The organism is Treponema sp. OMZ 857 (genome assembly GCF_024181085.1).
In the GTDB taxonomy this organism is placed as follows: domain Bacteria; phylum Spirochaetota; class Spirochaetia; order Treponematales; family Treponemataceae; genus Treponema.
Genome location: NZ_CP051147.1, coordinates 694,259 through 718,498 on the forward strand (window position 1 = coordinate 694,259; position 24,240 = coordinate 718,498).

Annotated in this window: 16 protein-coding genes, 3 tRNA genes and 9 pseudogenes; 16 read left to right on the top strand and 12 right to left on the bottom strand. The window is 46.2% G+C overall.

The window, feature by feature from the left end:
* Positions 1-656: 656 nt before the first annotated feature.
* The 10 genes and pseudogenes from E4N66_RS13095 to clpX all read left to right on the top strand — a co-directional run.
* Positions 657-1,154: pseudogene (locus E4N66_RS13095) on the top strand (Ig domain-containing protein); the annotation flags it as partial.
* Positions 1,155-1,211: 57 nt separating this feature from the next.
* Positions 1,212-2,559, top strand: a pseudogene (locus E4N66_RS03165) (SUMF1/EgtB/PvdO family nonheme iron enzyme).
* 256 nt (positions 2,560-2,815) lie between these two features.
* Complete coding sequence (locus E4N66_RS03170) at positions 2,816-2,896, top strand: hypothetical protein (protein ID WP_253729424.1); 81 nt, start codon at positions 2,816-2,818, stop codon at positions 2,894-2,896.
* Between the two features lie 593 nt (positions 2,897-3,489).
* Positions 3,490-5,169: an ATP-binding protein gene (locus E4N66_RS03175; RefSeq protein WP_253728935.1), complete on the top strand. Its 1,680-nt coding sequence runs from the start codon at positions 3,490-3,492 to the stop codon at positions 5,167-5,169.
* A gap of 180 nt (positions 5,170-5,349) precedes the next feature.
* Positions 5,350-5,422, top strand: a tRNA-Lys gene (locus E4N66_RS03180).
* Positions 5,423-5,506: 84 nt separating this feature from the next.
* A tRNA-Leu gene (locus E4N66_RS03185) sits at positions 5,507-5,586 on the top strand.
* 36 nt (positions 5,587-5,622) lie between these two features.
* Positions 5,623-5,694, top strand: a tRNA-Gly gene (locus E4N66_RS03190).
* A 225-nt stretch (positions 5,695-5,919) separates the two neighbouring features.
* Positions 5,920-7,310 (top strand): annotated as a pseudogene (gene tig / locus E4N66_RS13100) (trigger factor).
* Positions 7,303-7,893, top strand: a pseudogene (locus E4N66_RS03205) (ATP-dependent Clp protease proteolytic subunit). Before tig ends, E4N66_RS03205 begins: the two co-directional pseudogenes overlap by 8 nt.
* A pseudogene (gene clpX / locus E4N66_RS03210) lies at positions 7,886-9,198 on the top strand (ATP-dependent Clp protease ATP-binding subunit ClpX). The pseudogenes E4N66_RS03205 and clpX overlap by 8 nt, the downstream one beginning before the upstream one ends.
* 82 nt (positions 9,199-9,280) lie before the next feature.
* Here clpX and E4N66_RS03215 read toward each other — a convergent pair.
* Positions 9,281-9,700 (bottom strand): hypothetical protein, encoded by a 420-nt coding sequence (locus E4N66_RS03215; RefSeq protein WP_253672885.1) that lies wholly within the window; start codon positions 9,698-9,700, stop codon positions 9,281-9,283.
* 255 nt (positions 9,701-9,955) lie between these two features.
* Here E4N66_RS03215 and E4N66_RS03220 point away from each other — a divergent pair.
* Positions 9,956-11,553: pseudogene (locus E4N66_RS03220) on the top strand (UDP-N-acetylmuramoyl-L-alanyl-D-glutamate--2,6-diaminopimelate ligase).
* A gap of 235 nt (positions 11,554-11,788) precedes the next feature.
* On the opposite strand, the gene E4N66_RS03225 reads toward E4N66_RS03220, so the two are convergent.
* Positions 11,789-12,367, bottom strand: coding sequence for an endo alpha-1,4 polygalactosaminidase (locus E4N66_RS03225; protein ID WP_253728939.1), 579 nt, complete (start codon positions 12,365-12,367; stop codon positions 11,789-11,791).
* Between the two features lie 164 nt (positions 12,368-12,531).
* Positions 12,532-13,251 carry a class I SAM-dependent methyltransferase gene (locus tag E4N66_RS03230; protein WP_253728940.1) on the bottom strand — a complete coding sequence of 240 codons (720 nt, stop codon included), beginning with the start codon at positions 13,249-13,251 and terminating at the stop codon, positions 12,532-12,534.
* Between the two features lie 64 nt (positions 13,252-13,315).
* On the opposite strand from E4N66_RS03230, the gene E4N66_RS03235 reads away from it, so the two are divergent.
* Complete coding sequence (locus E4N66_RS03235) at positions 13,316-14,059, top strand: hypothetical protein (protein WP_253728941.1); 744 nt, start codon at positions 13,316-13,318, stop codon at positions 14,057-14,059.
* A 232-nt stretch (positions 14,060-14,291) separates the two neighbouring features.
* Here E4N66_RS03235 and E4N66_RS03240 read toward each other — a convergent pair whose 3' ends face one another.
* From E4N66_RS03240 to E4N66_RS03265, 6 genes are all read right to left on the bottom strand, one after another.
* On the bottom strand, positions 14,292-14,813 hold the full coding sequence (locus E4N66_RS03240) for a CPBP family glutamic-type intramembrane protease (RefSeq protein WP_253728942.1): 522 nt from the start codon (positions 14,811-14,813) through the stop codon (positions 14,292-14,294).
* Positions 14,814-14,931: 118 nt separating this feature from the next.
* On the bottom strand, positions 14,932-15,870 hold the full coding sequence (locus tag E4N66_RS03245) for an alpha/beta hydrolase (protein WP_253728943.1): 939 nt from the start codon (positions 15,868-15,870) through the stop codon (positions 14,932-14,934).
* Positions 15,871-16,045: 175 nt separating this feature from the next.
* On the bottom strand, positions 16,046-17,176 hold the full coding sequence (locus E4N66_RS03250) for a hypothetical protein (protein ID WP_253728944.1): 1,131 nt from the start codon (positions 17,174-17,176) through the stop codon (positions 16,046-16,048).
* Positions 17,124-17,384 (bottom strand): hypothetical protein, encoded by a 261-nt coding sequence (locus E4N66_RS03255; protein ID WP_253728945.1) that lies wholly within the window; start codon positions 17,382-17,384, stop codon positions 17,124-17,126. The genes E4N66_RS03250 and E4N66_RS03255 overlap by 53 nt, the downstream gene beginning before the upstream one ends.
* Entirely contained in the window at positions 17,369-17,641 is a 273-nt protein-coding gene (locus tag E4N66_RS03260; protein ID WP_253728946.1) for a hypothetical protein, read from the bottom strand. Before E4N66_RS03260 ends, E4N66_RS03255 begins: the two co-directional genes overlap by 16 nt.
* Before the next feature lie 13 nt (positions 17,642-17,654).
* On the bottom strand, positions 17,655-17,984 hold the full coding sequence (locus E4N66_RS03265) for a hypothetical protein (protein WP_253728947.1): 330 nt from the start codon (positions 17,982-17,984) through the stop codon (positions 17,655-17,657).
* Between the two features lie 222 nt (positions 17,985-18,206).
* Between E4N66_RS03265 and E4N66_RS03270 the strand changes: the two genes are divergently transcribed.
* Entirely contained in the window at positions 18,207-18,746 is a 540-nt protein-coding gene (locus E4N66_RS03270; protein ID WP_253728948.1) for a B3/B4 domain-containing protein, read from the top strand.
* 10 nt (positions 18,747-18,756) lie between these two features.
* Here E4N66_RS03270 and E4N66_RS03275 read toward each other — a convergent pair whose 3' ends face one another.
* The gene (locus E4N66_RS03275; RefSeq protein WP_253728949.1) at positions 18,757-19,074 is read right to left on the bottom strand and encodes a hypothetical protein; all 318 of its coding nucleotides are present in this window, start codon (positions 19,072-19,074) and stop codon (positions 18,757-18,759) included.
* A 55-nt stretch (positions 19,075-19,129) separates the two neighbouring features.
* Entirely contained in the window at positions 19,130-20,551 is a 1,422-nt protein-coding gene (lepA, locus tag E4N66_RS03280; protein ID WP_253728950.1) for a translation elongation factor 4, read from the bottom strand.
* Positions 20,552-20,769: 218 nt separating this feature from the next.
* Between lepA and argS the strand changes: the two are divergent.
* The 3 pseudogenes from argS to E4N66_RS13115 all read left to right on the top strand — a co-directional run.
* A pseudogene (gene argS / locus E4N66_RS13105) lies at positions 20,770-22,746 on the top strand (arginine--tRNA ligase); the annotation flags it as partial.
* A 187-nt stretch (positions 22,747-22,933) separates the two neighbouring features.
* Positions 22,934-23,362: pseudogene (locus tag E4N66_RS13110) on the top strand (SUMF1/EgtB/PvdO family nonheme iron enzyme).
* 183 nt (positions 23,363-23,545) lie between these two features.
* Positions 23,546-23,713 (top strand): annotated as a pseudogene (locus E4N66_RS13115) (SUMF1/EgtB/PvdO family nonheme iron enzyme); the annotation flags it as partial.
* Positions 23,714-23,744: 31 nt separating this feature from the next.
* Here the strand turns inward: E4N66_RS13115 and E4N66_RS03310 are convergent.
* A complete protein-coding gene (locus tag E4N66_RS03310) occupies positions 23,745-24,104 on the bottom strand; it encodes a hypothetical protein (RefSeq protein WP_253729462.1) in 360 nt (119 codons plus the stop codon).
* Between the last annotated feature and the right edge of the window lie 136 nt (positions 24,105-24,240).

The window sequence follows — 24,240 nt, forward strand, 5'->3', positions numbered from 1 at the left end:
CTTGCAATTTCCTCTTTTTGCCCCTATAATTACGAGTATGCTGAGCCAACGCATCGGATTTTTGCAGTACCGGCCGCCTCTTTCCAAAGTGCAGTTGCTATTTTCTCTAGCGGCATATTTTCAAAAGGTAGTTGACACACATAGCTTCGTCGGCATAATCACTCAGCAACTCAGCAACTCAGCAACTCAGCAACTCAGCAACTCAGCAACTCAGCAACTCAAGGCGTAAAAACCGTCTGCGCCCTGAAAAACGGGCCACTTTTTTATTCAGACGACAACATCATTATTTTTTCTCATCAATTTTTGCAGACGGCAAATGTACTGTTAGTGTTTTCCCTATTAAACCGCAAAGAGTACCACATATGCGGATTCAGATAGAGGAGAACATTCCTTTCAAAACTTTAGCGTGCTCTGCGTCTCTGCGGTTAATTAAAATAAAACCACTCAGCATACAAAGATCGCAAAGAATCACCGGTAAATACCAAACCATATCCCAACCCCCTTAGCGTCTTCTGCGTACTTTGCAATGAAAAATTTTAAGGAATAAACCGTCTAGCGGTTAAAAACATATAAGTTCTAGGAGAAATACTATGAATAAAAATAGAAGAACGAATCGGCTGTTGAGCCGGTTAGCAGTAGGGTTGATGCTTGCTGCAATGGCCTTGTTTACCGGTTGTCCGAATAAGATAACGGTTAAACCGGAAACCTTTGCGGTAACGTTTAGCGCCGGGGAACACGGTACGCTTAAAGCAAAGGCGGACGGCGTAACGGAAACGGATAAAAGCCCCATAAGCGTCGAAAAGGGCAAAACCGTAACCTTTACGGCAACGCCTGTGAGCGGCTACGTAGTAGATAAATGGACGGTCAACGGTACGGCTATAACGAACGATACAACAACGTATAGCCATAAGATAACGGCAAAGATAGAGGTAAAGGTGCTGTTTAAGGCACTGCCGCCTGCTACTGTCGCGGTAACGGAAGTAAAGCTTGATAAAAGCGAACTGACGCTTGAGGAAGAAAAGACCGAACAACTGACTGCAACGGTTACGCCTGCAAACGCAACAAACAAAAAGGTAACGTGGAGTTCCGATAAGCTGGAAGTTGCGGTGGTAGATCAGAAAGGTCAGGTAACGGCAAAAGCAGCAGGAACGGCAAAGATTACGGTAACAACCGAAGACGGCAGCAAAACGGCTGAGTGTAAGGTAACGGTAATCGCAAAAGCTCCGCCGCCTGTACCTAAGCCCAAGCACACCGTAACCTTCAGCGTAGAAGGTGGGAACGGCACGCTCAAAGCAATGGTCGACGGCAGCGAAATCTATACGGGCGACAAGGTTGAACAGGGTAAAACAGTAACCTTTACTGCAACGCCTAATTCGGATTACAAGGTAAAGGAATGGAAGGTAGATGACGCAGTTGTTACCGGCAACGCATCAACCACTTATACCCACACCGTTACAAAGGCGATCGAGGTTAAGGTGAGCTTTGAAAGCGACAGCGTACCGCCGACACCACCTTCCGGCGATGTCGGTAGTTTTGAAGATACAGGCGACGGCTTTATAAAAATAAGCCCGCCTGCAGCGGGGATTACCGGTATGGATCCGACATATACATTGCCGGGAACGGCAGATAATTGGAAAGGGGTATTCCGTACAGGGCGTAAGGTAAAATTGAGTCCTTATAAGCTTGGTAAAACGGAAGTGCCGTATGAGGTATGGTATGAAGTGAGGACATGGGCAGAAAGCAATGGATATGCGTTTGCAAACAAAGGCCGTGAAGGTAGGAATGGGAGTGACGGAGCGGCTCCTACCGAAGGAAGCAAGAAGCATCCGGTAACGAGTGTAAGTTGGCGAGACTGTATTATATGGTGCAATGCGTATACCCAGAAAATCAAAGGGGAGGGGGAATGCGTCTACCGTAAAAAGGACGATCATACCGCCGTATTAAAAGATGCAACAGACGGAGCTGCTTGCGATGCCGCTTATGCCGATATGAGTAAAAAAGGCTATCGACTTCCGACGGAAGTGGAATGGGAGTATGCAGCTCGGTGGCAGGGAAGCGACAACACCAATGCTGACAAATACGGAGAAGTATGGCTTACCAAACTGAACAGTGCGAGTGGAGCGAAAGCTGATAGGTTTTAATGGTCTGACCTTACCTGAAGGAGAAACTTGGGAAAGTTTACGTGATGAAGTTACGAGGGTAGCGGTTTATGACGAATGGTGGGACGGAAGTAGTTGGCAAGATCAAGTCCCTGAGACAACTAAGACGGCAGAGGTTGGAAAGAAAATTGCTAATGCTCTCGGTTTACATGACATGTCAGGAAACGTATGGGAATGGTGTTTTGATGGGTATGATAATGATCCTAGAGCAAATGATGCTGCTTATACATCCGTCGGATTTGTAGTTGACCCGCAGGGTGGCGCGTCTGGCGGTCTCCGTGTTTTGCGCGGCGGTAGCTGGAGCAGCGGCGCTAACTACTGCGTCGTCGGTATTCGGCGCGACGACGACCCGGTCAGCAGCCTCGACGATCTTGGCTTTCGTGTGGCTTGTCGCCCCTAGAGCTCACACATTTTGCCTGTGAGGTTGAGCCGCAACGGGCGTTGCGTAAGCCGCCCGTTGCGGCGAAACCGAACCGACAAAATGTGTTGTGAGGTGCAGTATAGTTTTGAAAATAAGTCAAAGCGGCACCGAGTAGCCGCTTTAGCGGCTCGAAAATTTTTTGACTAAAAAACGGTAGGGACATTAATAAGGTGCTGCTTCCGGTGATGACCGCGTCATACGCGGCGGCAGCTGGAACAACAACGCGAAGAACTGCATCGTCGGTATTCGGAACAACGACAACCCGGACAACAGCAACGACAATCTTGGCTTTCGTGTGGCTATGTCCAAGAATTGACGTCCTTGTCAATTCTTGGACGCGAGTTTTAGTAGGCTCCGCCTGCCAAAACGTCGCTATTGCATAGAATCACCGCCGTCCGTGGCAAGTTCAAAAATTGACCTCCTTGTCAATTTTTGAACGCGAGTTTTTGCTGTGCAAAAACGTCGCTGCTTCGTAGAACCACCGCTATCCGTGGCGGTATGCGGCGAAACCGAACCGGCAAAATGTGTCGTGAGGTACACGTGTTTTGCTGTATAGCGTGTGCATATTCGCCAAGGAGGGTGGGGGTACTAAACAGGATTTGATGAAGAAAAACGAAGGCTTATTTTAGACAATGCTGTTGGCATTGTCTAAAAACGCTGCGAGTTTGCTTATCGCAAACATCGCCTATTGATTGCACTTTTTCATTTCGTTGCAAAAGTGCGGCAATTCGCCAATCCTCGCCTTTTGATTCGCAATCCGCTTTAGCGGATAAGATAAACCGTTTCCTTACAGAACAAGCCGACAGGCCTGATAAAGGCTGCGGTTGCCGAATTTTAAGGAACGATAAGAAACTGAAAGACGGAAGCGCAAGGATAGGCTTACTGCAATAATCTTGCTATACTGCGGGTATGAACGCACCACGCAAACTACCGATCGGCATCCAAAGTTTTAAAGATTTGAGGGAAAAAAAATTTCTCTATGTTGACAAAACGGCGTATCTTTCGCGATTAGTCAATAATAGTAAGGTGTATTTCTTAAGCCGTCCGCGCAGATTTGGCAAGAGCTTGTTTCTTTCAACCCTCGCTGCCTATTTTCTCGGTCAAAAAGAGCTGTTCAAGGATTTGTATATTGAACAAGCGGAAGAAGAACAGGCTGTACGAGAACAGCGATCGGCATGGCTGGAATACCCTGTGCTCTATTTGGATTTTAATACCGGGCAATATGAACTGAGCGGAGCTTTAGATGAAACGCTTAGCTATTTTTTAGATACCGAAGAGCCGAGATACAATCTGCAAAAGAGCGGGCTCTCTCATGCTAAACGGTTTACATCCCTCATAAAGGCTGCCTATCAGCAAACAGGTAAGCAAGTCGTCATCCTTGTAGACGAATACGATAAACCGCTTCTGCAAACGATGGGTGTGAACGAAGAACTGAACGAACACTACCGTAATACACTCAAAGCATTTTACTCTGTTATAAAAACCTGTGATCAATATATTCGCTTTGCGTTTTTAACCGGCGTTACTAAATTCAGCAAGATTAGTATTTTCAGCGATTTGAATAATCTTCGTGATATATCGATGGAAGAAGACTATGCCGGTATCTGCGGTCTTACGCAAACAGAGCTTGAAGAAACCTTCCAACCGGATATACAAACACTTGCAACACGGCAGAATATGGACTATCCGCAGGCATTAACAACCTTAAAGCAGTGGTACGATGGCTATTTGTTCCATCCTGCCGGGGAAGGGATGTACAACCCCTTTAGTGTGTTGAGCGCCTTAGCCAAAAAAGAGATTAGCAGTTACTGGTTCGGCACGGGAACGCCGACTTTTTTAGTCAACTTCTTAAAAGAAGCAGGCTATTATATCCCCGACCTCGATGGCAATGTTGAGTTGAATCAAACAGGATTGGAAACGTACCGGGCGGTTGCACAGGATGCATTGCCCATTCTGTTTCAAGCAGGGTACCTTACCATCAAGAAGTATATCAGCGATTTGCGGCTGTATCAGCTGGGTTTCCCGAATGATGAAGTTCGGTACGGCTTTTTGGAGAATCTCTTGCCTGCGTATTCCGGTTTAACATTGAGTCAAAGCGGGGTATGGATAGGACGGTTTGTACAGGACATCCGCAAGGGGAATGTGGACGAGTTTATGGAGCGGCTCAAGTCGATTATTTCCAGTATTGCATACGACAACTTCACCGAACAAAACTTGAAACTGAGGGAGCAGAATTACCAAACGGCAGTGTATCTCGTCTTTGCGCTGATGGGACAGTTTGTGCAAACGGAAGTACACTGCCACAGTACCGCCATGGAGGGCGGTGGTTCCATGCAGCAGCGATGTTTCGGCGGTGCCGAAACTCGTAGTCAAAACTATACATGGATGTATAGTTTTGACAGACGTGCAGATTGTGTACTCAAAACCGCTGATACTGTTTATATCTTTGAGTTTAAGCTCTCCGGCAACGGTAGTGCGGAAGATGCGCTCAACCAGATAAAAACGCAAGAGTATGCGGTACCGTACAAGGCAAGCGGGCAGAAGATAGTGCTCATTGGTGCGGGATTTGATGAAGAAAACGAACGATAAGAGACTGGAAGGTAGAGAAGTTTTAGTTCAATATAAATCCGCACCAATCCGCCACGGACGGCGGTACTGATTGGTTAGGAAGACTTTTCTTTATCGAAAAAGAAAAGTCTTCCCTAACTCCTTGACTTTCTTTTGAAATTATGGAATACTCGTTCAGTCTTGCTAAGACGGTTATGTAACGGGCCATTAGCTCAGCTGGTAGAGCAACAGACTCTTAATCTGTGGGTCGCAGGTTCGAAGCCTGCATGGCTCAGATGAATAGGAAGTTAAGTAGCCTAAAGGCTAGGACTTGACATTCCTAAGAATCATCGGTATATTGTTTCGACTCACTTTGTGAGCGAGAGTGGTGGAATTGGCAGACACGCCAGACTTAGGATCTGGTGCCTCGGCGTGAGGGTTCAAGTCCCTCCTCTCGCAGGATTCCACAACAGTACATACCGAGCGATATATTTTGCGGGAATAGCTCAGTGGTAGAGCGCCACCTTGCCAAGGTGGATGTCGCGGGTTCAATCCCCGTTTCCCGCTCTTACAGAAGCGATTCGGTACACCCGAATCGCTTTTTTTTTAACCGGAAGTTGCCGGAGAAGAATCAACAACCCCGACGCGAGCGTCGGGGTATGTTGTTCTCATAAGGTGGTTGCAGTCGGCTTTAATACCCTTTCTTACGACGCAGAGCGTCGGGGTATTAAACCCTCCGCACGAATAAAGTTCTCTTGCGAGAAACCCTTTTAGTACCATAAGGATATGCCAATGAATTTTACGAAAGAATTTACCCCTATCGAAAAGTCTCGGATGAAACTTTCGATTACCGTTAAGCAGGATGAGGTGCAAAACCGATATGCGCTTTTAACGAAAAAATATGCGAAACAGCTCCAAATACCGGGCTTTCGTAAAGGCAAAGTACCGGTAAAAGTCCTTGAACAGAAATTCGGCGATACGTTGCGCGCTGAAACGTATGATGAAGTAATACAGAATGTATTGGAAGAAGTATTTGAATCTGCGGATAAATATTCGCGGCCGTTACCGTATTCACAGCCTGAACTTGACGGTACGCCCGATTTCAAACTTGACTCCGACTTGGTGTTTACTGTTCTCTATGATGTACTTCCCAAAGTAGAAATAGCAAAGACGGAAGGTTTTACGGTATCCGTACCCGAAGTATCCGTTACCGATGCTGATATCGAAAAAGAATTGGCGTTGATACAGGAACGCAACGCGCTTGTCATCGATTGCGGTGAGGGCGATACTGTAAAAAATGATAATATCGTAACCATTAACTATGTGCAGCTTGATGATGCCGATGCGGAAATCGAAAGTTCAAAACGGAATGATTTTGTATTTACCGTCGGTAAGGGACAGTTCCATTACGGCGTAGACGATGAGCTTATCGGTATGAAGAAAGGCGAAGAAAAGGTTATCTCCAAGACATATCCTGCCGAACATATCGACAAACAGTTGGCCGGAAAACAATCAAGCTAAAGGTTAGCGTAACTGCATTAAAACGGAAAGATTTGCCTGCTATCGATGATGATCTCGCGCAGGACGTAAGCGAAAAATACAAGACACTTGCCGATTTAAAAGCTGACATCTCAAAAAATCTTACACGCCAGGTAGAAGATGTTCTGAATCGGAAAAAGACCGACAACCTGCTGAAGCAGATGGCGGAAGCCAATCCCATTGAGCTGCCTGAGTCTATGGTTAAGGCAGAACTCGAAGGCCGGTGGGCTATGTTGGCACAGCGCTTGGGAATGTCTCCCGAAAGTTTGGAAAAATTGACAATCGATATAAACGGTAAATTGTCAAAAGCATCCGCGATGACTGAATGGCGGGCAGAGGCTGAACTTCGGCTTAAGACTCGTATCATCGTTGAAAAACTGATGGAAGAGCGGGGTATTACCGCGTCTCCGGAAGATGTTGAAGCGGAATACGCCTCAATAGCAGAGCGCACGGGAGCATCCGCAGAAGAAGTTAAAAAGCATTATGACGGAAATCCTCGTGAAAAAGAATATGTGATCGATGATATTAAAGAAAAGAAACTCTATACTCAGCTTTTTGAAAAATCGACGGTAAAACCGGGTGAAAAACTGACGGTAGAACAATTGCTTGGAGAGGGAGCTGCTGATGTCGGAACAGATGCATAGCCTTGTTCCTTATGTTATTGAGCAGACGGGAAACGGGGAACGCAGCTACGATATTTTTTCGCGCCTGTTAAAAGACCGTATTATCTTTGTTGATGGTGAAATAACCGATGCAACCGCCGATTTGGTTGTTGCACAGTTGCTTTTTCTGGAATCACAGAACCCCGATAAAGATATCAGCCTTTATATTAACAGCCCCGGCGGTTCGGTAACGGCTGGGCTTGCCGTTTACGATACGATGCAGCATATTCATCCTCATGTACAAACCATCTGTCTGGGACAGGCGGCCAGTATGGCTGCTGTTCTGTTGGCAGGGGGAAGCAAAGGAAAACGCTTTGCACTGCCTTCTTCCCGTGTGATGATTCATCAGCCGTGGGGCGGCGCACAGGGACAAGCCAGCGATATTACCATACAGGCACGGGAAATACCCGGTTAAAAATTGATTATCCAATATTGCGCCCATCACACCGGAAAAACGGAAAAGGCGGTTGCCGAAGACATGGAACGGGATTTCTTTATGTCTGCGCAAGAGGCTTGCGAATACGGCATCGTCGATATGGTCATGGATAGGAGAAAAAATGCCTAAATTAAGAAGTGATTCTTCTTTAATCTGCTCTTTCTGCGGTAAGCGGGAAGATGCAGGCCGAAAAATAGTACCGGGACCGGGAGTCGCTATCTGCGATCATTGTATCCAGCTTTGTAAAGAATATTTGACCGCTTATAAGATGGCTACGCCTTTACAGCTTTCAGGGGATATTCCGACACCGATGGAATTAAAGACCTACCTTGACGAATATGTTATCGGGCAAGAGAAAGCAAAACGGGTATTATCGGTTGCCGTCTATAATCATTACAAGCGGATTATGCATCCGCCGGCTGACCGAAATGCCGTTGTTATTGAAAAATCCAATGTCTTACTGATAGGCCCGACCGGTTCGGGAAAAACGCTGTTAGCACGGACGCTTGCACAAAAGATGAAGGTTCCCTTCGCTATTGCGGATGCGACTACTTTAACCGAAGCAGGTTATGTCGGTGAGGATGTTGAAAATATCCTGTTAAAACTTATCCAGAATGCAGACGGCGATATTGCCCGTGCGGAACGCGGTATTATTTTTATTGATGAAATTGATAAGATTGCGCGGAAGAGTGAAAACGTGTCGATTACCCGTGATGTTTCGGGTGAAGGTGTGCAACAGGCTCTGTTAAAAATTGTTGAAGGAACCGTTGCTTCGGTGCCTCCGCAGGGAGGACGCAAACACCCGAATCAGGATATGTTGAAGATCGATACGTCCAATATTCTGTTTATCTGCGGTGGTGCCTTTGTCGGGCTTGATACGATCATTCAGACACGGGTTGCAGAAAATCCGATGGGGTTCGGAGCCGATGTACGGTCTTCAAAAGAAAAGGATTTGCAGGAGTTGTACGACAAGCTTATCCCCGATGATTTAGTAAAATTCGGTATTATCCCCGAATTGATCGGACGGCTTCCTATCAGTGTTTCGCTCAGCGATTTAAAGCTTGCAGACTTGCGCCGTATTCTTGTTGAACCTAAGAACGCGATTATCAAACAGTTCCAAGAATCATTTAAACTTGACAACGTTAAGCTGACTTTGATGATGCCGCCCTTGACGCTATTTCTCAGCAAGCGCTGGATCAAAATACCGGTGCACGAGGTCTTCGCTCTATCGTAGAGAAACTGATGCTGGATGCGATGTTCGAGGCTCCGTCGATGAAAGGTCAAAAAGCCTTGCATATCACAAAGAAGGTTATTGAAGAAACTGAGAAACCTGAGTTAAAGCTGATTTCGGAAAAACGGCATAGTTTGCCGAATTGTATTTTGTTTGGTTTATTTTTAAATAACATCAATGCCATAAAAGAGCCGGTGCATTAAACGGGCGGAAGCTAAAACTTCAACCGTTAGCTCCGGCTCTTTTTATATTCGTGCCGCTTTAGTTAAAAAAATGAGTTGCGGTTTAGTTGCGATATTGTACGCAGATGAGGGCACCCAGTACCATCAGGTGAGCGGAGAGCTGCTGCAGGTAGGTTAGTAAACCGTGCACACCATGTATGCCGCTGTTAAATGTTCCGATAAAATCAATCAAAATAATATTGATGATCCATAAAACGATAAAAATAATTAAGATTACATTTAAAATTTGAGGGGAGAACGTAAAGAGCCCCATCAGCAGGAAAAAACCGGCGATAAGTTCACATACGGCAATCGCGATGATGATGATTGTGCTTATTGTTGAACTTTTTACCAGCTGTGTCAGAAAGGTAACCACCGGATTTAAATTACCGGCGCTGGATTGCATAAGACCTGTTACTCCGCTGACCAGTAAGAAAAAAGCAAGTGCAATTTGTAAGATGGTGATACCCATACTTCGTCTCATAAGAACCTCCAAGTATCTTCTGTAAGAGACATCCTAAAGCTTCGATTTTCTAAAGATGTCTTGTATAATATCGGCGGATAGCGTCAGACTTTTACGGTATTGGTAATTGAAAATGGTGGAAATTGTTTGCGCAATTCGGATTCTAAATGATTTATGAATTATTTCTCCCTCTTGCCTGAATATGTCCCGCCGTTTATACTTCCCAAAATCAAATCTAAGAAAAACCTCTAAAGTCTGAGGTTTTTAGAGGTTCATATGTGTAATAACCGCTATGCAAAGTCAATTCTTCAATGTCTTTTTTCTATAGAGCCGATAGCAGTGCACGGGGCAGATGTTACGGTGCATTCGCTTTCGTATGATTCGCGTGAAGTACGGACAGGCGCCGCTTTTTTTGCCTTGCCCGGTGTGCACACCGATGGTTCAAAGTTTATCGATGCTGCTATTGCAAAGGGCGCCGTTGCGGTTATTCATGAAACAACACTTCCATTATATCAAGAACATATTTGTTATGTTCAAGTGCCGGATGTTCGCGCTGCAATGGCTGCTGCTGCAGCCGTTTTTTTTGACGAACCTTCCAAAGCGCTGGTAACAATCGGAGTAACCGGTACGGAGGGGAAAACAAGTACCGTCGATTTTATCTGGCAGCTGCTGCGGCTTGCAGGGAAAAAAGCGGGCTTTTCTTCAACGGTATCTTTTTCGTTTGGAGATGAGCCGGTCGCCAATCCGGCACATCAGACAACGCCCGAATCGATTACGGTACAGGAGCGGCTTGCCCGTATGCGGGATAACGGCTGCGAATATGCAGTGGTGGAAGCATCTTCTCACGGGCTTTCTCCCCGAACGGCACGGCTATTGCATGTTCAGTTCGATGCAGGCGTATTTATGAATGTGACGCAGGAACATTTGGAATTTCACGGTACCTTTGAACAATACCGCTACGATAAAGCGAATTTATTCCGCTCATTAGATAGCCATGATCATAAGAAAAAACGCGGAGCGGTTGCGGCCTTCGGCATTGTGAATCTTGAAGACCCATCTGCCGCCTATTTTGCACAGGCAACAAATCAGCCCGTGTTCGGCTTTTCCGTGCAGAAGCATATCGGCGCTGCTACGGCTGTTCCCTTTTCAAACTTTGCAGGCGGCTTATCGGCTGATAACATTCATGAAGGGGAGAACGGTTTAACCTTTACAATTCATGCATCGTTTGACGGTGTGCAGAAAACGTATGAGGCCGCCGCTCCGGTAACCGGCTTTTTTAATGTATATAATATCCTTGCCGCGCTTATTGTCGCTCATAATTTAACGGGACTGCCGTTTGATATGCTGGCGCCGTTGCTCAATCGGCTTATGCCGGTAAGGGGGAGAATGTGCCGCGTCGAAGCGGGGCAGGGCTTTGAGGTGCTTATCGACTATGCGCATACGCCCTCATCATTCCAAGCGATTATGCCGTCTGTCCGTGACCGTGTTAAAGCGAAAGGCGGCCGCGTGATTGCCGTATTCGGTTCGGGCGGAGAGCGCGATACCGTTAAGCGGTCGGAGCAGGGAAGAATTGCCGGAGAATACTGCGATACGATCATCCTCACCGACGAAGACCCCCGCGGCGAAGATCCTGTCGAGCTTTTGGAGATGATTGCTGCAGGTTGTCCTAACAAGAAGCGCGGCGAGGAGTTGTTTATTATTCCTGACCGGCCGACTGCCGTCCGTAAAGCATTTTCTCTTGCGCAACCGAATGATGCGGTGTTGTTGCTGGGAAAGGGGCACGAAAATTCGATTATCGGGAAAACGGCGCCGTACCCTATGACGAGTACACCGAAGCGCAAAATGCCCTGCGGGAAATGCAGAGGACACGATAGAAAACCATCAATAATTCTGATGCAGAGTGCCGAGAGCTGTTGATTTTTGTTGGGGTTTCCAAAGGGAATACCTTTGGAAATGCGCGGAAAAAGGATAGGGTTGTAAGGGAATGGAAAAACACCACTCTGAACGGGGAGGAGCACTTCCCTTGAACTCAAAACAGCTTATCCAGTTCCACTGAATAGGATATGTCGTAGGTAAATCCGTTGCGCTCGCAATATTTTATTTCTTTCGTCAGTTTTTCGTTGCGCCGTATTCGAGTAAATAGACGGTGAGTCCATACGTTTTACATTGAGCCAGATATTCCATAAAATATGCTCTGTCTTCTACCGGTTTTGCTCCAAACGTATTATTCTTAAAATGTATTTCGGTAAATACGCTTTCTTGATTGACCCCGTGTACCACTCCTTTAATGGAATTTTGCTGCATCGCTTCGGTGATAAACGTATCTCCGCCGTTAATGATAATGGGTTTATTCTCCGTGTGTATTTTGCGTAAGAGAGTTATCAGTCCTTGATATATTTCGGGTGTGTGATAATGATAATAAACGTCGGCATTATCAATAAAAAAACCGTCTATGCCTTTTTGAGATAAAAATTGCGCTTTGTGTTTTATCCTTTTTTGCCATCTTTTATCCGCAACATTTACCCATTGTTCTTCGTCCCAATTTTCATAGTGTCCTAAAGCAATATCCGCAAATGCTGCATAGTCATCGCGGAATGTTTCGATAGAGCCGATGTTTAAATAAGAAAATATGTGAATGTTTCCGTTTTTGTGAAGCTGCGCGATATCTTCTTGAGAAAAACTCCGCATCAATTACCAGCGTTTTAATTTCTTTAAGCTGCATCACTTTTCATGATCCATACCTATCAGCACTTTATAATCTTTGGTGCTTTCTGCGGATATACCGTTCATTACAACAACGGCAAAAATTAGTGACATGTAAAGGTCTTTACATTTCGCATGAATTGCTCCGCTTATTTCTTTGCTGTATACACTACGGCGTAATCTTCTGCATGGCTTTCGGTAAAGCTGTAATCCGAATAAGAGGCAACGGATTGGAAGCCTGCTTGTTCAAATAAAGCTAACAGTGTTTTGCGCTGTAACGGATGTAATACCGTAAAGTCCGAACCTACGGTATTGTGCTGCTTGTCAATAAACTCTATGGTAAACTTGATATTCCCGTCCGGTAAAAAATCATAACGCCGCTTAAAAATGAAGGCGTCTGTTTCTTTATCTTTAAAGTCCATTTTTTTCTCGGCAAGGATGCGGTCGTAATTGAGGACTTCAACAATAAAAATACCGCGCGCTTGTAAAGACTGATACACAGCGCTGAAAAAACGGCGGAGTGCCGTTTCATCAGGTAGATGCGGGAGCGTATTGCCGAAACACAGTACGCCGTTACAGGTACCGAATTGCAGAATATCGGAGATGTTCGCTTGATGAAATGCCAATTCTCCGGATGTGCGGATACCCGAAGCTTTCTCTTTTGCGATTCCAATCATCTTTGCATTTAAGTCGAGCCCGTATATATCGTATCCACGTTGATGTAAACCCACCGCAAGGTCGCCGGTTGCGCAACCTGCATCACACAATCTGCCCGGCAATGGACAAAGATGCCGGATAAAATCAAGCTTTTCCGCCTCAAGCGGGAAAAGTTCGCTGTAATGTTCTGCAATCAAATCGTATACGTTCATTCGCTTTCTCCATCGCTTTGATTATGGTATACTATATTGATATAATATGCTATGGGAGAACGGTATGATCAAAATAACGAAACGTCTATTTTTTTATGCAGCTTTTTTACTGTGCGCTGCACTTGTTTTTGCGGCTGATAACAGTAAAAAAACGGATAAACCGGCTATTAGAGTGTACGATGCAAAAGATAAGCTGGTGTGTGAACTTACAGAGAGCGCTGATATTGAATCCTTTAATTATTTATTGACGGAGAGTGCAGCAGTCGCTGCCGATGATGCCGCTTTTACGCAGGTGCCAAAAAATGCCAAGATAGCGTATCGCTATGATATACCTAACAATTCATCTGCCGATATACGCCTTCTTATCTATGCCGACAGTCATATTGCATATATACCTAATGCCCCGAAAGGTGAGGATGTGCCGGAGGTGTTTGCATGGGAGCTGTTCGGAGAAGCATACGAGATACTATCCAAGCCTGCTTCGTTAAAAAAGGCACTTGCTCGGTATCAAGATAGCGATAAAAATATTTTTGTCTATGATGCAAAAGGTTTTTTGGTATCTGAGGCACGTATTCCGTCAATCTTGCATGTATTCGGCAAAGTTATGGACGTCTATGCCGGTGATGCAAATGACCATCAATTTTCGGGAAGCATTTTACCGGAAAGAAGTGTACACGAAGGAAAGCAACTGCTGTACCGCTATACCATTTGGGCTTTAGAGATGACCCGATACGGATATACGTTTATAGCGATACGGATAAAGCTGTACTCACGAACACATTCCCGGCTTGGATTGATTGCACACTGACAAAAGAAGGATATGAATTGTTTTCAAATCCAAAACGATTGATTGATCGGTTGAATAGGGTGGCGATTGAATTGATGGACATACGCTGATAAGGAAATGGTGCTTGATTCGTGTGAGAGGGGGTAATACCCTTGTGCTCTGCACCCTAACAAAGGGTATTAAAACCGATTGCTAACATACGACGAAATATCGGGAGCTGTACCTCCGATACTTTACATCAGGATTGTTGATTTTAATTTACGATACCAGTGTTTCCCCACAGATAATAATACACCCCGATGTTCCAAAGGCCGTGTACTGCGGCTACCAGTGTGATACTTACTGCCGGATGAAACACCTGTTTGAGCTTGAGATAGGCAATGCGGAATACGATTCCTGCTCCTGCGGCGAATATCATGGAAGAAAGTCCGAGGTAACGGTGCGCCAGTGTGAAGAGGAGGTGGGCGGGAAATTCGGTGAGGAAAAATTCAAAAAACACCCCTGTGTTATTCTTGCAGCATACACACAGAAAAGACGGAAGCGGTAAATGCACAGGGCATTCCGATGTCTTCCAATTTTCCTGCAGCCGCGGTTCGATATAACCGGTATAAATGCAGTGCAGCCGATTCGGAGTATAGAGCCGGTATAGTATTTCTTCATACGCGGCTGCAAACACTGTATAAAAGTAGAAAACACACTGTGCATACAATCCGATCGGCTTGGGCGGAAGGGTAAACGGTACCGCTGAAAACAACGGAGGCAACAGTAAAAGCAAACACCAGCGCGCATTCGATAAAGAGGAGTGCATCGTTTTTATTAAAGCCGTTCCATTTCATCCCGTTATCGTATCGTTATTTTTTCTTTAAAACTAGGTTACCGCCTCTCGTGAACTTCTAAAAATCTGACTGAGTTTTAAACGATGCTCTATTCTCTATCCATCCCAAGATATCGGCTTTTACTTCCTCTTTATTTGTTTCGTTCAAAATTTCGTGCCGGCCGTTCTCGTATAGTTTTAGCGTTACGTCCTGCATTCCGATGTCCTGATAGATACGGTAAAGGGTTTTTAGCGTTTTGCCTCCGTTTGAAACGGGATCTTCCGAACCGGCGGTAATTAAAACAGGAAGATCGGCCGGTATATCTTTTAAAGCCGTCTGTGTATGCAGTCTTTTAAGCCCGCGTATAAAATCCTGAAAAAAGCCTGCGGTACAGACAAATCCGCAGTATTCATCATCGATATATTTTTTTACTTCGGTTGCATCCCTCGAAAGCCAATCAAAGGCTGTGTGCGGATTTTTGATTTTGTTGTTATATGAGCCGAACACCAATGCATTCATAAACTTGGCAACGGATTTTCTTCCTTTAAATACGCAGTTAAGGCTTGCTAGCAGCGAGGCAACGGATATGCTTGGGTTGGGGCCTGCAGACCCGATAAGAACTGCCGCTTTGACTGTTGTGCCATACCGTTCGATGTATTCCTGTGTTACAAAGGAGCCGAACGAATGCCCGACGATAATAACCGGAAGAGTAGGGTAGTGTTTTTGTATTTCCGCATTGATTTCCTTTTGATCTTCGACAACACGTCTGAATCCGTCTCCATCGGCAAGGTATCCCATTAAGCCGCTTTTTGAACCGGTCTTTCCGTGACCGCGGTGGTCGGAGGCAACTACGGCAAAGCCTTTTTTACATGCCGTTTTTGCAAAATCATCATACCGGAGGGCGTGTTCCGCCATTCCGTGCACGATATGCAGCACTGCTTTCGGTTGTTGTTCCGGGAGCCAGGTATAAACGGCGAGAGAAGCGCCGTCGCTCATTGTCTGAAACACAGTTTGCATTGTCTTTGTCCCCCATAAAAAGTCAAGAAGAAAGTATCAACTTTCGATTGACTTTTTACGCACGTTCACAACGAAGTGAGAACGTGCAGATGATATACAAGTTTGCGTTTGAGCAAACTTGAGTAAATAAAAGCCGTGCCATTTGTACGGCTTTTATTTTACACTCCTTTTTATCTTACCACGTTTCTCGGCAGGCGGTCATAATACGTAAGGCACGGTTATAGCGCACTGCTTGCGGTTCGAGCATTTTATCCGATTCAGGGCATGGATCAAGCCGTTCTTCTTCAAGCTCATCGATTTGTGTAATCTTACCCTGTATGTAATCGGTTAGCACTTCCTGTGTAACTTCCAGCCGTATCAGCATTGCGCCGAAGCGGTGATCCAACACCTCTGAACCGAATCCGCGGCATTCTTCCGTCCATACTCGCCGACGCGCCTTCGCTGTTTCGGCTAACACCGTTTTTAGCGGCTTTATCTTATTTTCGATTAATGCCTGCAATGCTTTTTTATCCGTTCCCTTATACGCCTCCCAAATATCCAAGGGGAGCCGCCACTTATAGTAAAGCGTTTTCATCATCAATGCATAAAATTCGGCAATGCTGCGCTGCAAGGGATTAGCCGTGTTGGCTGCATCCTCGATAAAGGCTTGCTCCAGTTTCTTATAGACGGCATTCATATCGGTTGTCAGCGTCCGTATGTAATACAGAAATTTTGAACCGAGCGGGTCTTGATATAACAGATACTTCGACGGCGTTATATCATAATTGTTACCGGTTGTTCCTTCAAACAAATCCGGTTCGCCCTGCCGCATCCATTCGTCAAGCCCCATGCCGGTATAGAGTTTTAGATACTGTGCAAATTCTTCCTCTTGATATTTGATATGGCAGTCAAGGTAGGCAAAAAGTACTAAGCCGAACATACACGTATACAGCGGAGATTCGTTGCCGTCATCGCCCCATGAAGTAACGATGACTTCTTTGACTTTTTCCTTTCGGCAAGCCTCAATAGCGGCAAGCGTTGCTTGAAGTGTTTTCTTATGATGCGGTATATATCCCGTCCAGCGCCATGCACCGCCGGCAAACATGGTCTTTTTTGTGAGCGCTCGGCATGCTTGCAGGTGGTCTCGGTAATGGTTGGTCAAGCAGCTATAGTAATCCCAATACATCAATCCTACCTGATTGGGAATAACCGGCTCAACATCTTCTTTGTTATTGGAATAGCGGCCGAAGAACATATCATCCCAAACGATGGGTTTAAAACCGTATGCTGTACAGAGGGTTTTCATAAAAGTAAGGTGATCTTGCATAATTTCCCTCTTCTTTGAGTCCGTTTTCATCCAAATAACGCCCGCGGCCTAGGTTATGTGCTTCGTCCATTCCGATATGGATAATATCCGAAGAAAATGCTTTACGTAACGATGCAATCATCCGGGTGAGCAGGGTTCGTACTTCAGCATTGCCGACATTAAAGATGTTATCAATATCCTTATACTTGTATTCTATGGCTTCCCACATAAAATACTGATCCATGTGAGCAAGGGTCTGAATACACGGTACCAACTGTACGCCGAAAATCTTGGCATAGCGGTCAACTTCCTGTAAATCTTTATAGAGTACCGTCCGCGTAATGCACCGAAATAGGGAGCTCCTTCGACTTCGTACACATCTTCCATGTAGAGCATAAACCACGAATGTCCCATAAATGCCATTTCGCGAATAAACTGCTTCAGCATATCGATATGTGCAACCGCATTACGGGAAAGATCGAGCATTAAGCCGTTCTTTTCAAAACATGATCCATGCGGAATTCCAATAAACGCTGCGCATCCCGCCTTGTATAGATTTTGAATCTTCGATTGTTTGACTTTTAAGCAGCAGCATCGACAGCGCAAAATAGAAATGCGGTGCAGAGTCCGCTTCAATTTCGCATACACCGTTTCTAAAGGTTGCGGAAATTTCGGAACTCTTCACTTTTTTGAACGTAACGGGGATACCATCTTCGCTAATTCTGAGTGGATAGCTTTTCCGCAGCTCTGCAACTGCGAGCGTCATTTTCTTGTCAAGATCGGATAGATCGAGTTTTAAAGGTTTCAATGGTTTTTTTGCCGTACACATACCTTTTCCATTAATTGTGATATAATAAGTTTCATTATACCACAGTTATACTGAAATGGTAGTATAAATTTCCAATATATGGGGGCAGGCTGCTATGAAATGTATTATCGATAAAAGTATCGTTGAGCTTGGGATTACAAGCGTTGTAATTGGTGTTGCGAAAAATATAGATCCGCACGCAAAATTATCCGATTCATTTTAAAGAAGCAAAAAGATGGAAGATTGGGCATTTGCGATGTTGATGAAGTTTTGAATAATCCGATTACTCAAGGGTATGCGGATTTGCTGCAAAGTGTCGGGCGCAGTATCAAAAAGTATCCGCCGACCGTTCCCGCATTTATTCGGAATATTCAGCGCCGCGGTTCTATGCCGCACATCAATAGTGTTATCGATATCTATAATGTTGAGTCATTACATTCGCTTTTAGCGATTGGCGGGCATGATCTTGATAAAATAGACGGGCAGATAGAGTTTACCGTCAATAAAGAAGCGGGAGTTTTTCTTCCGATTTCATCGACGGAAAAGCATGTTGCCGAAACCGATTATGTATACCGCGACCCTAAAGGTATTATCGCATGGCTTGGCGTCCGCGACGGTGAAAATTATAAATTTGATGACGGAACAAAAAATGCAATCTTTATTATCCAAGGGAATGCCAATACCTCTGTCGAAATACGTGTAGAAGCGCTCAAGCGGATTCAAAGCGATTTAGCGGAGTGTATGCCCCGGTTGGAGTTTGAAATACAGGTTATCGAGGGGTAGCGCTCAACCGCTATTCGCTTTTGGTTTTAAGCACCGACAAGAAGGCTGACTGCGGTAACTCAACATCGCCGACCATCTTCATGCGCTTCTTTCCCTCTTTCTGCTTTTCAAGGAGCTTACGCTTGCGGGTAATATCGCCGTAGCACTTTGCCAACACGTCCTTGCGCACCGGATTAACTGTTTCCCGTGCGATAACTTGGCTGCCGATTGCGCCTTGAATAGCGATTTTGAACTGCTGGCGTGTAATTTCTTCCTTTAACTGCTCGCACACGTGGCGCGCCTTGTTGTAGGCGTTCGGCTTATACGAAAGCTGCGCAAGGGCATCCACCGGTTTGCCGTTCAGCAGAATATCGATTTTACCAGCTCGGTTGGACGCATTTCGATTACTTCGTATTCAAACGACGCATAGCCGCGGCTGATGCTTTTGAGCCGGTCGTAAACTCAAACAGTACTTCCGCAAGCGGCATTTCGTAGGTAACCTCCACCCGCTTTTGGTCGAGGTAGTTCATATTGGTTTGCACGCCGCGTTTTCGATGCAGAGGAGATGATATTACCGAGGTATTCCGTCGGGGTGATGATATTCGCTCTGATATACGGTTCATCAGCAGAGGCAATCTTGCCTTCCTCCGGTATTCGGCAGGGTTGTCGCAGATCATGGTTTCACCGCTCCGCAGATGGAGACGGTACCGCACAGACGGTGCCGTAAAGATAACCGCCTGGTCAAACTCCCGTTCGAGCCGTTCCTGCACAATCTCCAAATGGAGCAGCCCCAAAAAGCCGCAGCGGAACCCGTGTCCAAGCGCAACCGAAGAATCTTTTTCGTAGGTGAGGCTTGCGTCATTGAGCTTGAGTTTTTCAAAGGCATCGCGCAGCTGCTCGTAGTCGTTGGTATCTACCGGGTACACGGAAGAAAACACCACGGGCTTTACAGCCTTGAACCCGGCACGGGGTTCCGCACAGGGACGATCCGCATCGGTGAGGGTGTCGCCGACTTGCACATCAGACACGGTTTTAATACCCGCAATGATGTAGCCGACCTCTCCTGCACGGAGGGAATCCCGCTGCACAAGGTCGAGAATAAACACGCCGGTTTCTTCTACACGGTATTCCGCATTGCTGTGCATAAAGCGGATGGTCATGCCGGGTTTTATCGCCCCTTCAAACACCCGCAAGTGGATAATAACCCCGCGGTATGCATCGTAGTGGCAGTCAAAGATGAGCGCCTGCAAGGGGGCTTCTGCGGAACCTGTCGGCGGTGGAAAGTGCTTTACGATGGCTTCAAACAGTGCATCGATATTTTGTCCTGTTTTTGCCGAAACCGCAACGGCAATATCGGAATCAAGCCCTAAATCGTGATCTATCTGAGCAGACACCGCCGGAATATCCGCCGCCGGTAAGTCAATCTTATTGATGACCGGCAGAATTTCGAGGTTGTGCTCAAGCGCAAGGTACATATTGGAAAGCGTCTGAGATTCCACCCCCTGCGTTGCGTCCACAATCAAAATTGCCCCCTCGCAGGATGCAATAGCGCGGGAAACTTCAGTAAAATCTACGTGCCCGGGTGTATCAACAAAGTTTAAAAGATAATCCTGCCCGTCGGCGGCGTGGTACGGAATGGTAACCGCTTGGCTTTTAATGGTGATGCCGCGTTCCCGTTCAATATCCATGTTGTCGGTCATCTGTGCCCGATAATAGCGTTCGTCGATAACCTTGGCTTTTTCAATAAGACGGTCGGCAAGCGTTGACTTCCCGTGATCGATATGAGCAACAATACAAAAATTGCGGATATGGTCAATTGAATACATAGGTTCTCTATACTATTGGAAATACGGGCGGCTGTCCAGAGCGTTTTTCGGTTAGATTTAACGTGATGCAATGCGGTCTCTTGCACTAAGCGGCGGAATTTTCTATACTAACAAGAGCCTCTTAAAAAATCGATAGTTCCGGAGGTTCTTCCTAAATCAGAAACACAAAGGCATCTCTAAAACCGAAAGTTTTAGCGGTTCCTATAAGTGAGGTAATTATGAACGATATACGGTTATTATGGAAAGAAAGTATTGCACGCGCACTCACATCGATGCAGCCTGAAGGAGCTGAGGCCGTTACTGCAGAACGGATTGCAATGGAAACACCGCCCGATCCGACTCTGGGTGATTTAGGTTTTCCGCTTTTCAGTTTTGCAAAGGTATTACGCTCTGCCCCTGCTAAAATTGCGACGGAACTGTTACCTAAGCTGCAAGCTGATTCTGCACTCAAGGGAAAAGGTGAGGTGAAAGCGGTAGGTCCGTATATCAACGTCTTTTTACCCAAGGGTGAAACAGCTGCGCAAATCCTCAATGCAATTATTAGCGGAAATGAAAACTACGGAAAAACAACTACCCTTGCCGGTAAAAAAATCATGGTTGAGTTTTCAAGCCCCAATACTAATAAACCGCTGCACCTCGGACACTTGCGCAATGACGCTATCGGAGAGAGTCTCTCCCGTATTCTCCAGTTCAGCGGAGCGGATGTCTATAAAACCAACATCATCAACGACCGCGTACACATCTGTAAATCGATGCTTGCATATAAGCTCTTCGGAAACGGTATCGATCCCGTAAAGAAGGTATATAAACCCGATAAGTTTGTCGGTGATATGTATGTTCAGTTCCATAAATACAGCAAAGATCATCCTGAAGCGGAAGATGACGCACAGGAAATGCTGCGGAAATGGGAAGCGGGTGATCCTGAAACGATGCAGCTGTGGAAGACAATGAACGCTGGGCGCTGCAAGGTATTCAGCAAACATATAGCCGCACAGGAGTTTCATTCGATAAGCTTTCTTTGAAAGCGATGTGTTCCGCAAGGGTCGCGACGAAATTATGGAAGGCTTAAAAAGGTATCTTTATAAAGACGAGGACGGTTCCATTTGGGTTGACCTTAAATCGATCGGATTTGAAAAGAAACTGCTGCTGCGTGGAGACGGAACGTCGGTATACATCACACAGGATATCGGACTTGCGATAACCCGCCATGGTGAGTGGCCGTTTGACAAGCTTATCTACGTAGTCGGTAACGAACAAATTTATCATTTTAAAGTGCTCTTCTATATTAAGCGAAGCTGCTCGGCTATGATTGGTCGAATCGGCTGTTGAGCCGGTTAGCAGTAGGGTTGATGCTTGCTGCAATGGCCTTGTTTACCGGTTGTCCGAATAAGATAACGGTTAAACTGGAAACCTTTGCGGTAACGTTTAGCGCCGGGGAACACGGTACGCTTAAAGCAAAGGCGGACGGCGTAACGGAAACGGATAAAAGCCCCATAAGCGTCGAAAGGGCAAAACCGTAACCTTTACGGCAACGCCTGTGAGCGGCTACGTAGTAGATAAATGGACGGTCAACGGTACGGCTATAACGAACGATACAACAACGTATAGCCATAAGATAACGGCAAAGATAGAGGTAAAGGTGCTGTTTAAGGCACTGCCGCCTGCTACCGTCGCGGTAACGGAAGTAAAGCTTGATAAAAGCGAACTGACGCTTGAGGAAGAAAAGACCGAACAACTGACTGCAACGGTTACGCCTGCAAACGCAACAAACAAAAAGGTAACGTGGAGTTCCGATAAGCTGGAAGTTGCGGTGGTAGATCAGAAAGGTCAGGTAACGGCAAAAGCAGCAGGAACGGCAAAGATTACGGTAACAACCGAAGACGGCAGCAAAACGGCTGAGTGTAAGGTAACGGTAATCGCAAAAGCTCCGCCGCCTGTACCTAAGCCCAAGCACACCGTAACCTTCAGCGTAGAAGGTGGGAACGGCACGCTCAAAGCAATGGTCGACGGCAGCGAAATCTATACGGGCGACAAGGTTGAACAGGGTAAAACAGTAACCTTTACCGCAACGCCTAATTCGGATTACAAGGTAAAGGAATGGAAGGTAGATGACGCAGTTGTTACTGCATTATACCCACACCGTTACAAAGGCGATCGAGGTTAAGGTGAGCTTTGAAAGCGACAGCGTACCGCCGACACCACCTTCCGGCGATGTCGGTAGTTTTGAAGATACAGGCGACGGCTTTATAAAATAAGCCCGCCTGCAGCGGGATTACCGGTATGGATCCGACATACATTGCCGGGAACGGCAGATAATTGGAAAGGGTATTCCGTACAGGGCGTAAGGTAAAATTGAGTCCTTATAAGCTTGGTAAAACGGAAGTGCCGTATGAGGTATGGTATGAAGTGAGGACATGGGCAGAAAGCAATGGATATGCGTTTGCAAACAAAGGCCGTGAAGGTAGGAATGGGAGTGACGGAGCGGCTCCTACCGAAGGAAGCAAGAAGCATCCGGTAACGAGTGTAAGTTGGCGAGACTGTATTATATGGTGCAATGCGTATACCCAGAAAATCAAAGGGAGGGGAATGCGTCTACCGTAAAAGGACGATCATACCGCCGTATTAAAAGATGCAACAGACGGAGCTGCTTGCGATGCCGCTTATGCCGATATGAGTAAAAAAGGCTATCGACTTCCGACGGAAGTGGAATGGGAGTATGCAGCTCGGTGGCAGGGAAGCGACAACACCAATGCTGACAAATACGGAGAAGTATGGCTTACCAAACTGAACAGTGAGTGGAGCGAAAGCTGATAGGTTTTAATGGTCTGACCTTACCTGAAGGAGAAACTTGGGAAAGTTTACGTGATGAAGTTACGAGGGTAGCGGTTTATGACGAATGGTGGGACGGAAGTAGTTGGCAAGATCAAGTCCCTGAGACAACTAAGACGGCAGAGGTTGGAAAGAAAATTGCTAATGCTCTCGGTTTTACATGACATGTCAGGAAACGTATGGGAATGGTGTTTTGATGGGTATGATAATGATCCTAGAGCAAATGATGCTGCTTATACATCCGTCGGATTTGTAGTTGACCCGCAGGGTGGCGCGTCTGGCGGTCTCCGTGTTTTGCGCGGCGGTAGCTGGAGCAGCGGCGCTAACTACTGCGTCGTCGGTATTCGGCGCGACGACGACCCGGTCAGCAGCCTCGACGATCTTGGCTTTCGTGGTTTGTCGCCCCTTTCTCACATTTTGCCTGTTGAGCCGCAACGGCGTTGCGTAAGCCGCCCGTTGCGGCGAAACCGAACCGACAAAATGTGTTGTGAGGTGCAGTATAGTTTTGAAAATAAGTCAAAGCGGCACCGAGTAGCCGCTTTAGCGGCTCGAAAATTTTGACTAAAAACGGTAGGGACATTAATAAGGTGCTGCTTCCGGTGATGACCGCGTCATACGCGGCGGCAGCTGGAACAACAACGCGAAGAACTGCATCGTCGGTATTCGGAACAACGACAACCCGGACAACAGCAACGACAATCTTGGCTTTCGTGGCTATGTCCAAGAATTGACGTCCTTGTCAATTCTTGACGCGAGTTTTAGTAGGCTCCGCCTGCCAAAACGTCGCTATTGCATAGAATCACCGCCGTCCGTGGAAGTTCAAAATTGACCTCCTTGTCAATTTTGAACGCGAGTTTGCT

What these genes read in the sequence shown, in the direction of transcription:
- lepA (WP_253728950.1), bottom strand. Translation starts at nt 20,551, where the DNA reads ATGTATTCAATTGACCATATCCGCAATTTTTGTATTGTTGCTCATATC.
- E4N66_RS03250 (WP_253728944.1), bottom strand. Translation starts at nt 17,176, where the DNA reads ATGCAAGATCACCTTACTTTTATGAAAACCCTCTGTACAGCATACGGT.
- E4N66_RS03265 (WP_253728947.1), bottom strand. Translation starts at nt 17,984, where the DNA reads ATGTGTACGGCAAAAAAACCATTGAAACCTTTAAAACTCGATCTATCC.
- E4N66_RS03235 (WP_253728941.1), top strand. Translation starts at nt 13,316, where the DNA reads ATGATCAAAATAACGAAACGTCTATTTTTTTATGCAGCTTTTTTACTG.
- E4N66_RS03175 (WP_253728935.1), top strand. Translation starts at nt 3,490, where the DNA reads ATGAACGCACCACGCAAACTACCGATCGGCATCCAAAGTTTTAAAGAT.
- E4N66_RS03245 (WP_253728943.1), bottom strand. Translation starts at nt 15,870, where the DNA reads ATGCAAACTGTGTTTCAGACAATGAGCGACGGCGCTTCTCTCGCCGTT.
- E4N66_RS03225 (WP_253728939.1), bottom strand. Translation starts at nt 12,367, where the DNA reads ATGCGGAGTTTTTCTCAAGAAGATATCGCGCAGCTTCACAAAAACGGA.
- E4N66_RS03260 (WP_253728946.1), bottom strand. Translation starts at nt 17,641, where the DNA reads ATGCTCGATCTTTCCCGTAATGCGGTTGCACATATCGATATGCTGAAG.
- E4N66_RS03255 (WP_253728945.1), bottom strand. Translation starts at nt 17,384, where the DNA reads ATGTGGGAAGCCATAGAATACAAGTATAAGGATATTGATAACATCTTT.
- E4N66_RS03230 (WP_253728940.1), bottom strand. Translation starts at nt 13,251, where the DNA reads ATGAACGTATACGATTTGATTGCAGAACATTACAGCGAACTTTTCCCG.
- E4N66_RS03215 (WP_253672885.1), bottom strand. Translation starts at nt 9,700, where the DNA reads ATGAGACGAAGTATGGGTATCACCATCTTACAAATTGCACTTGCTTTT.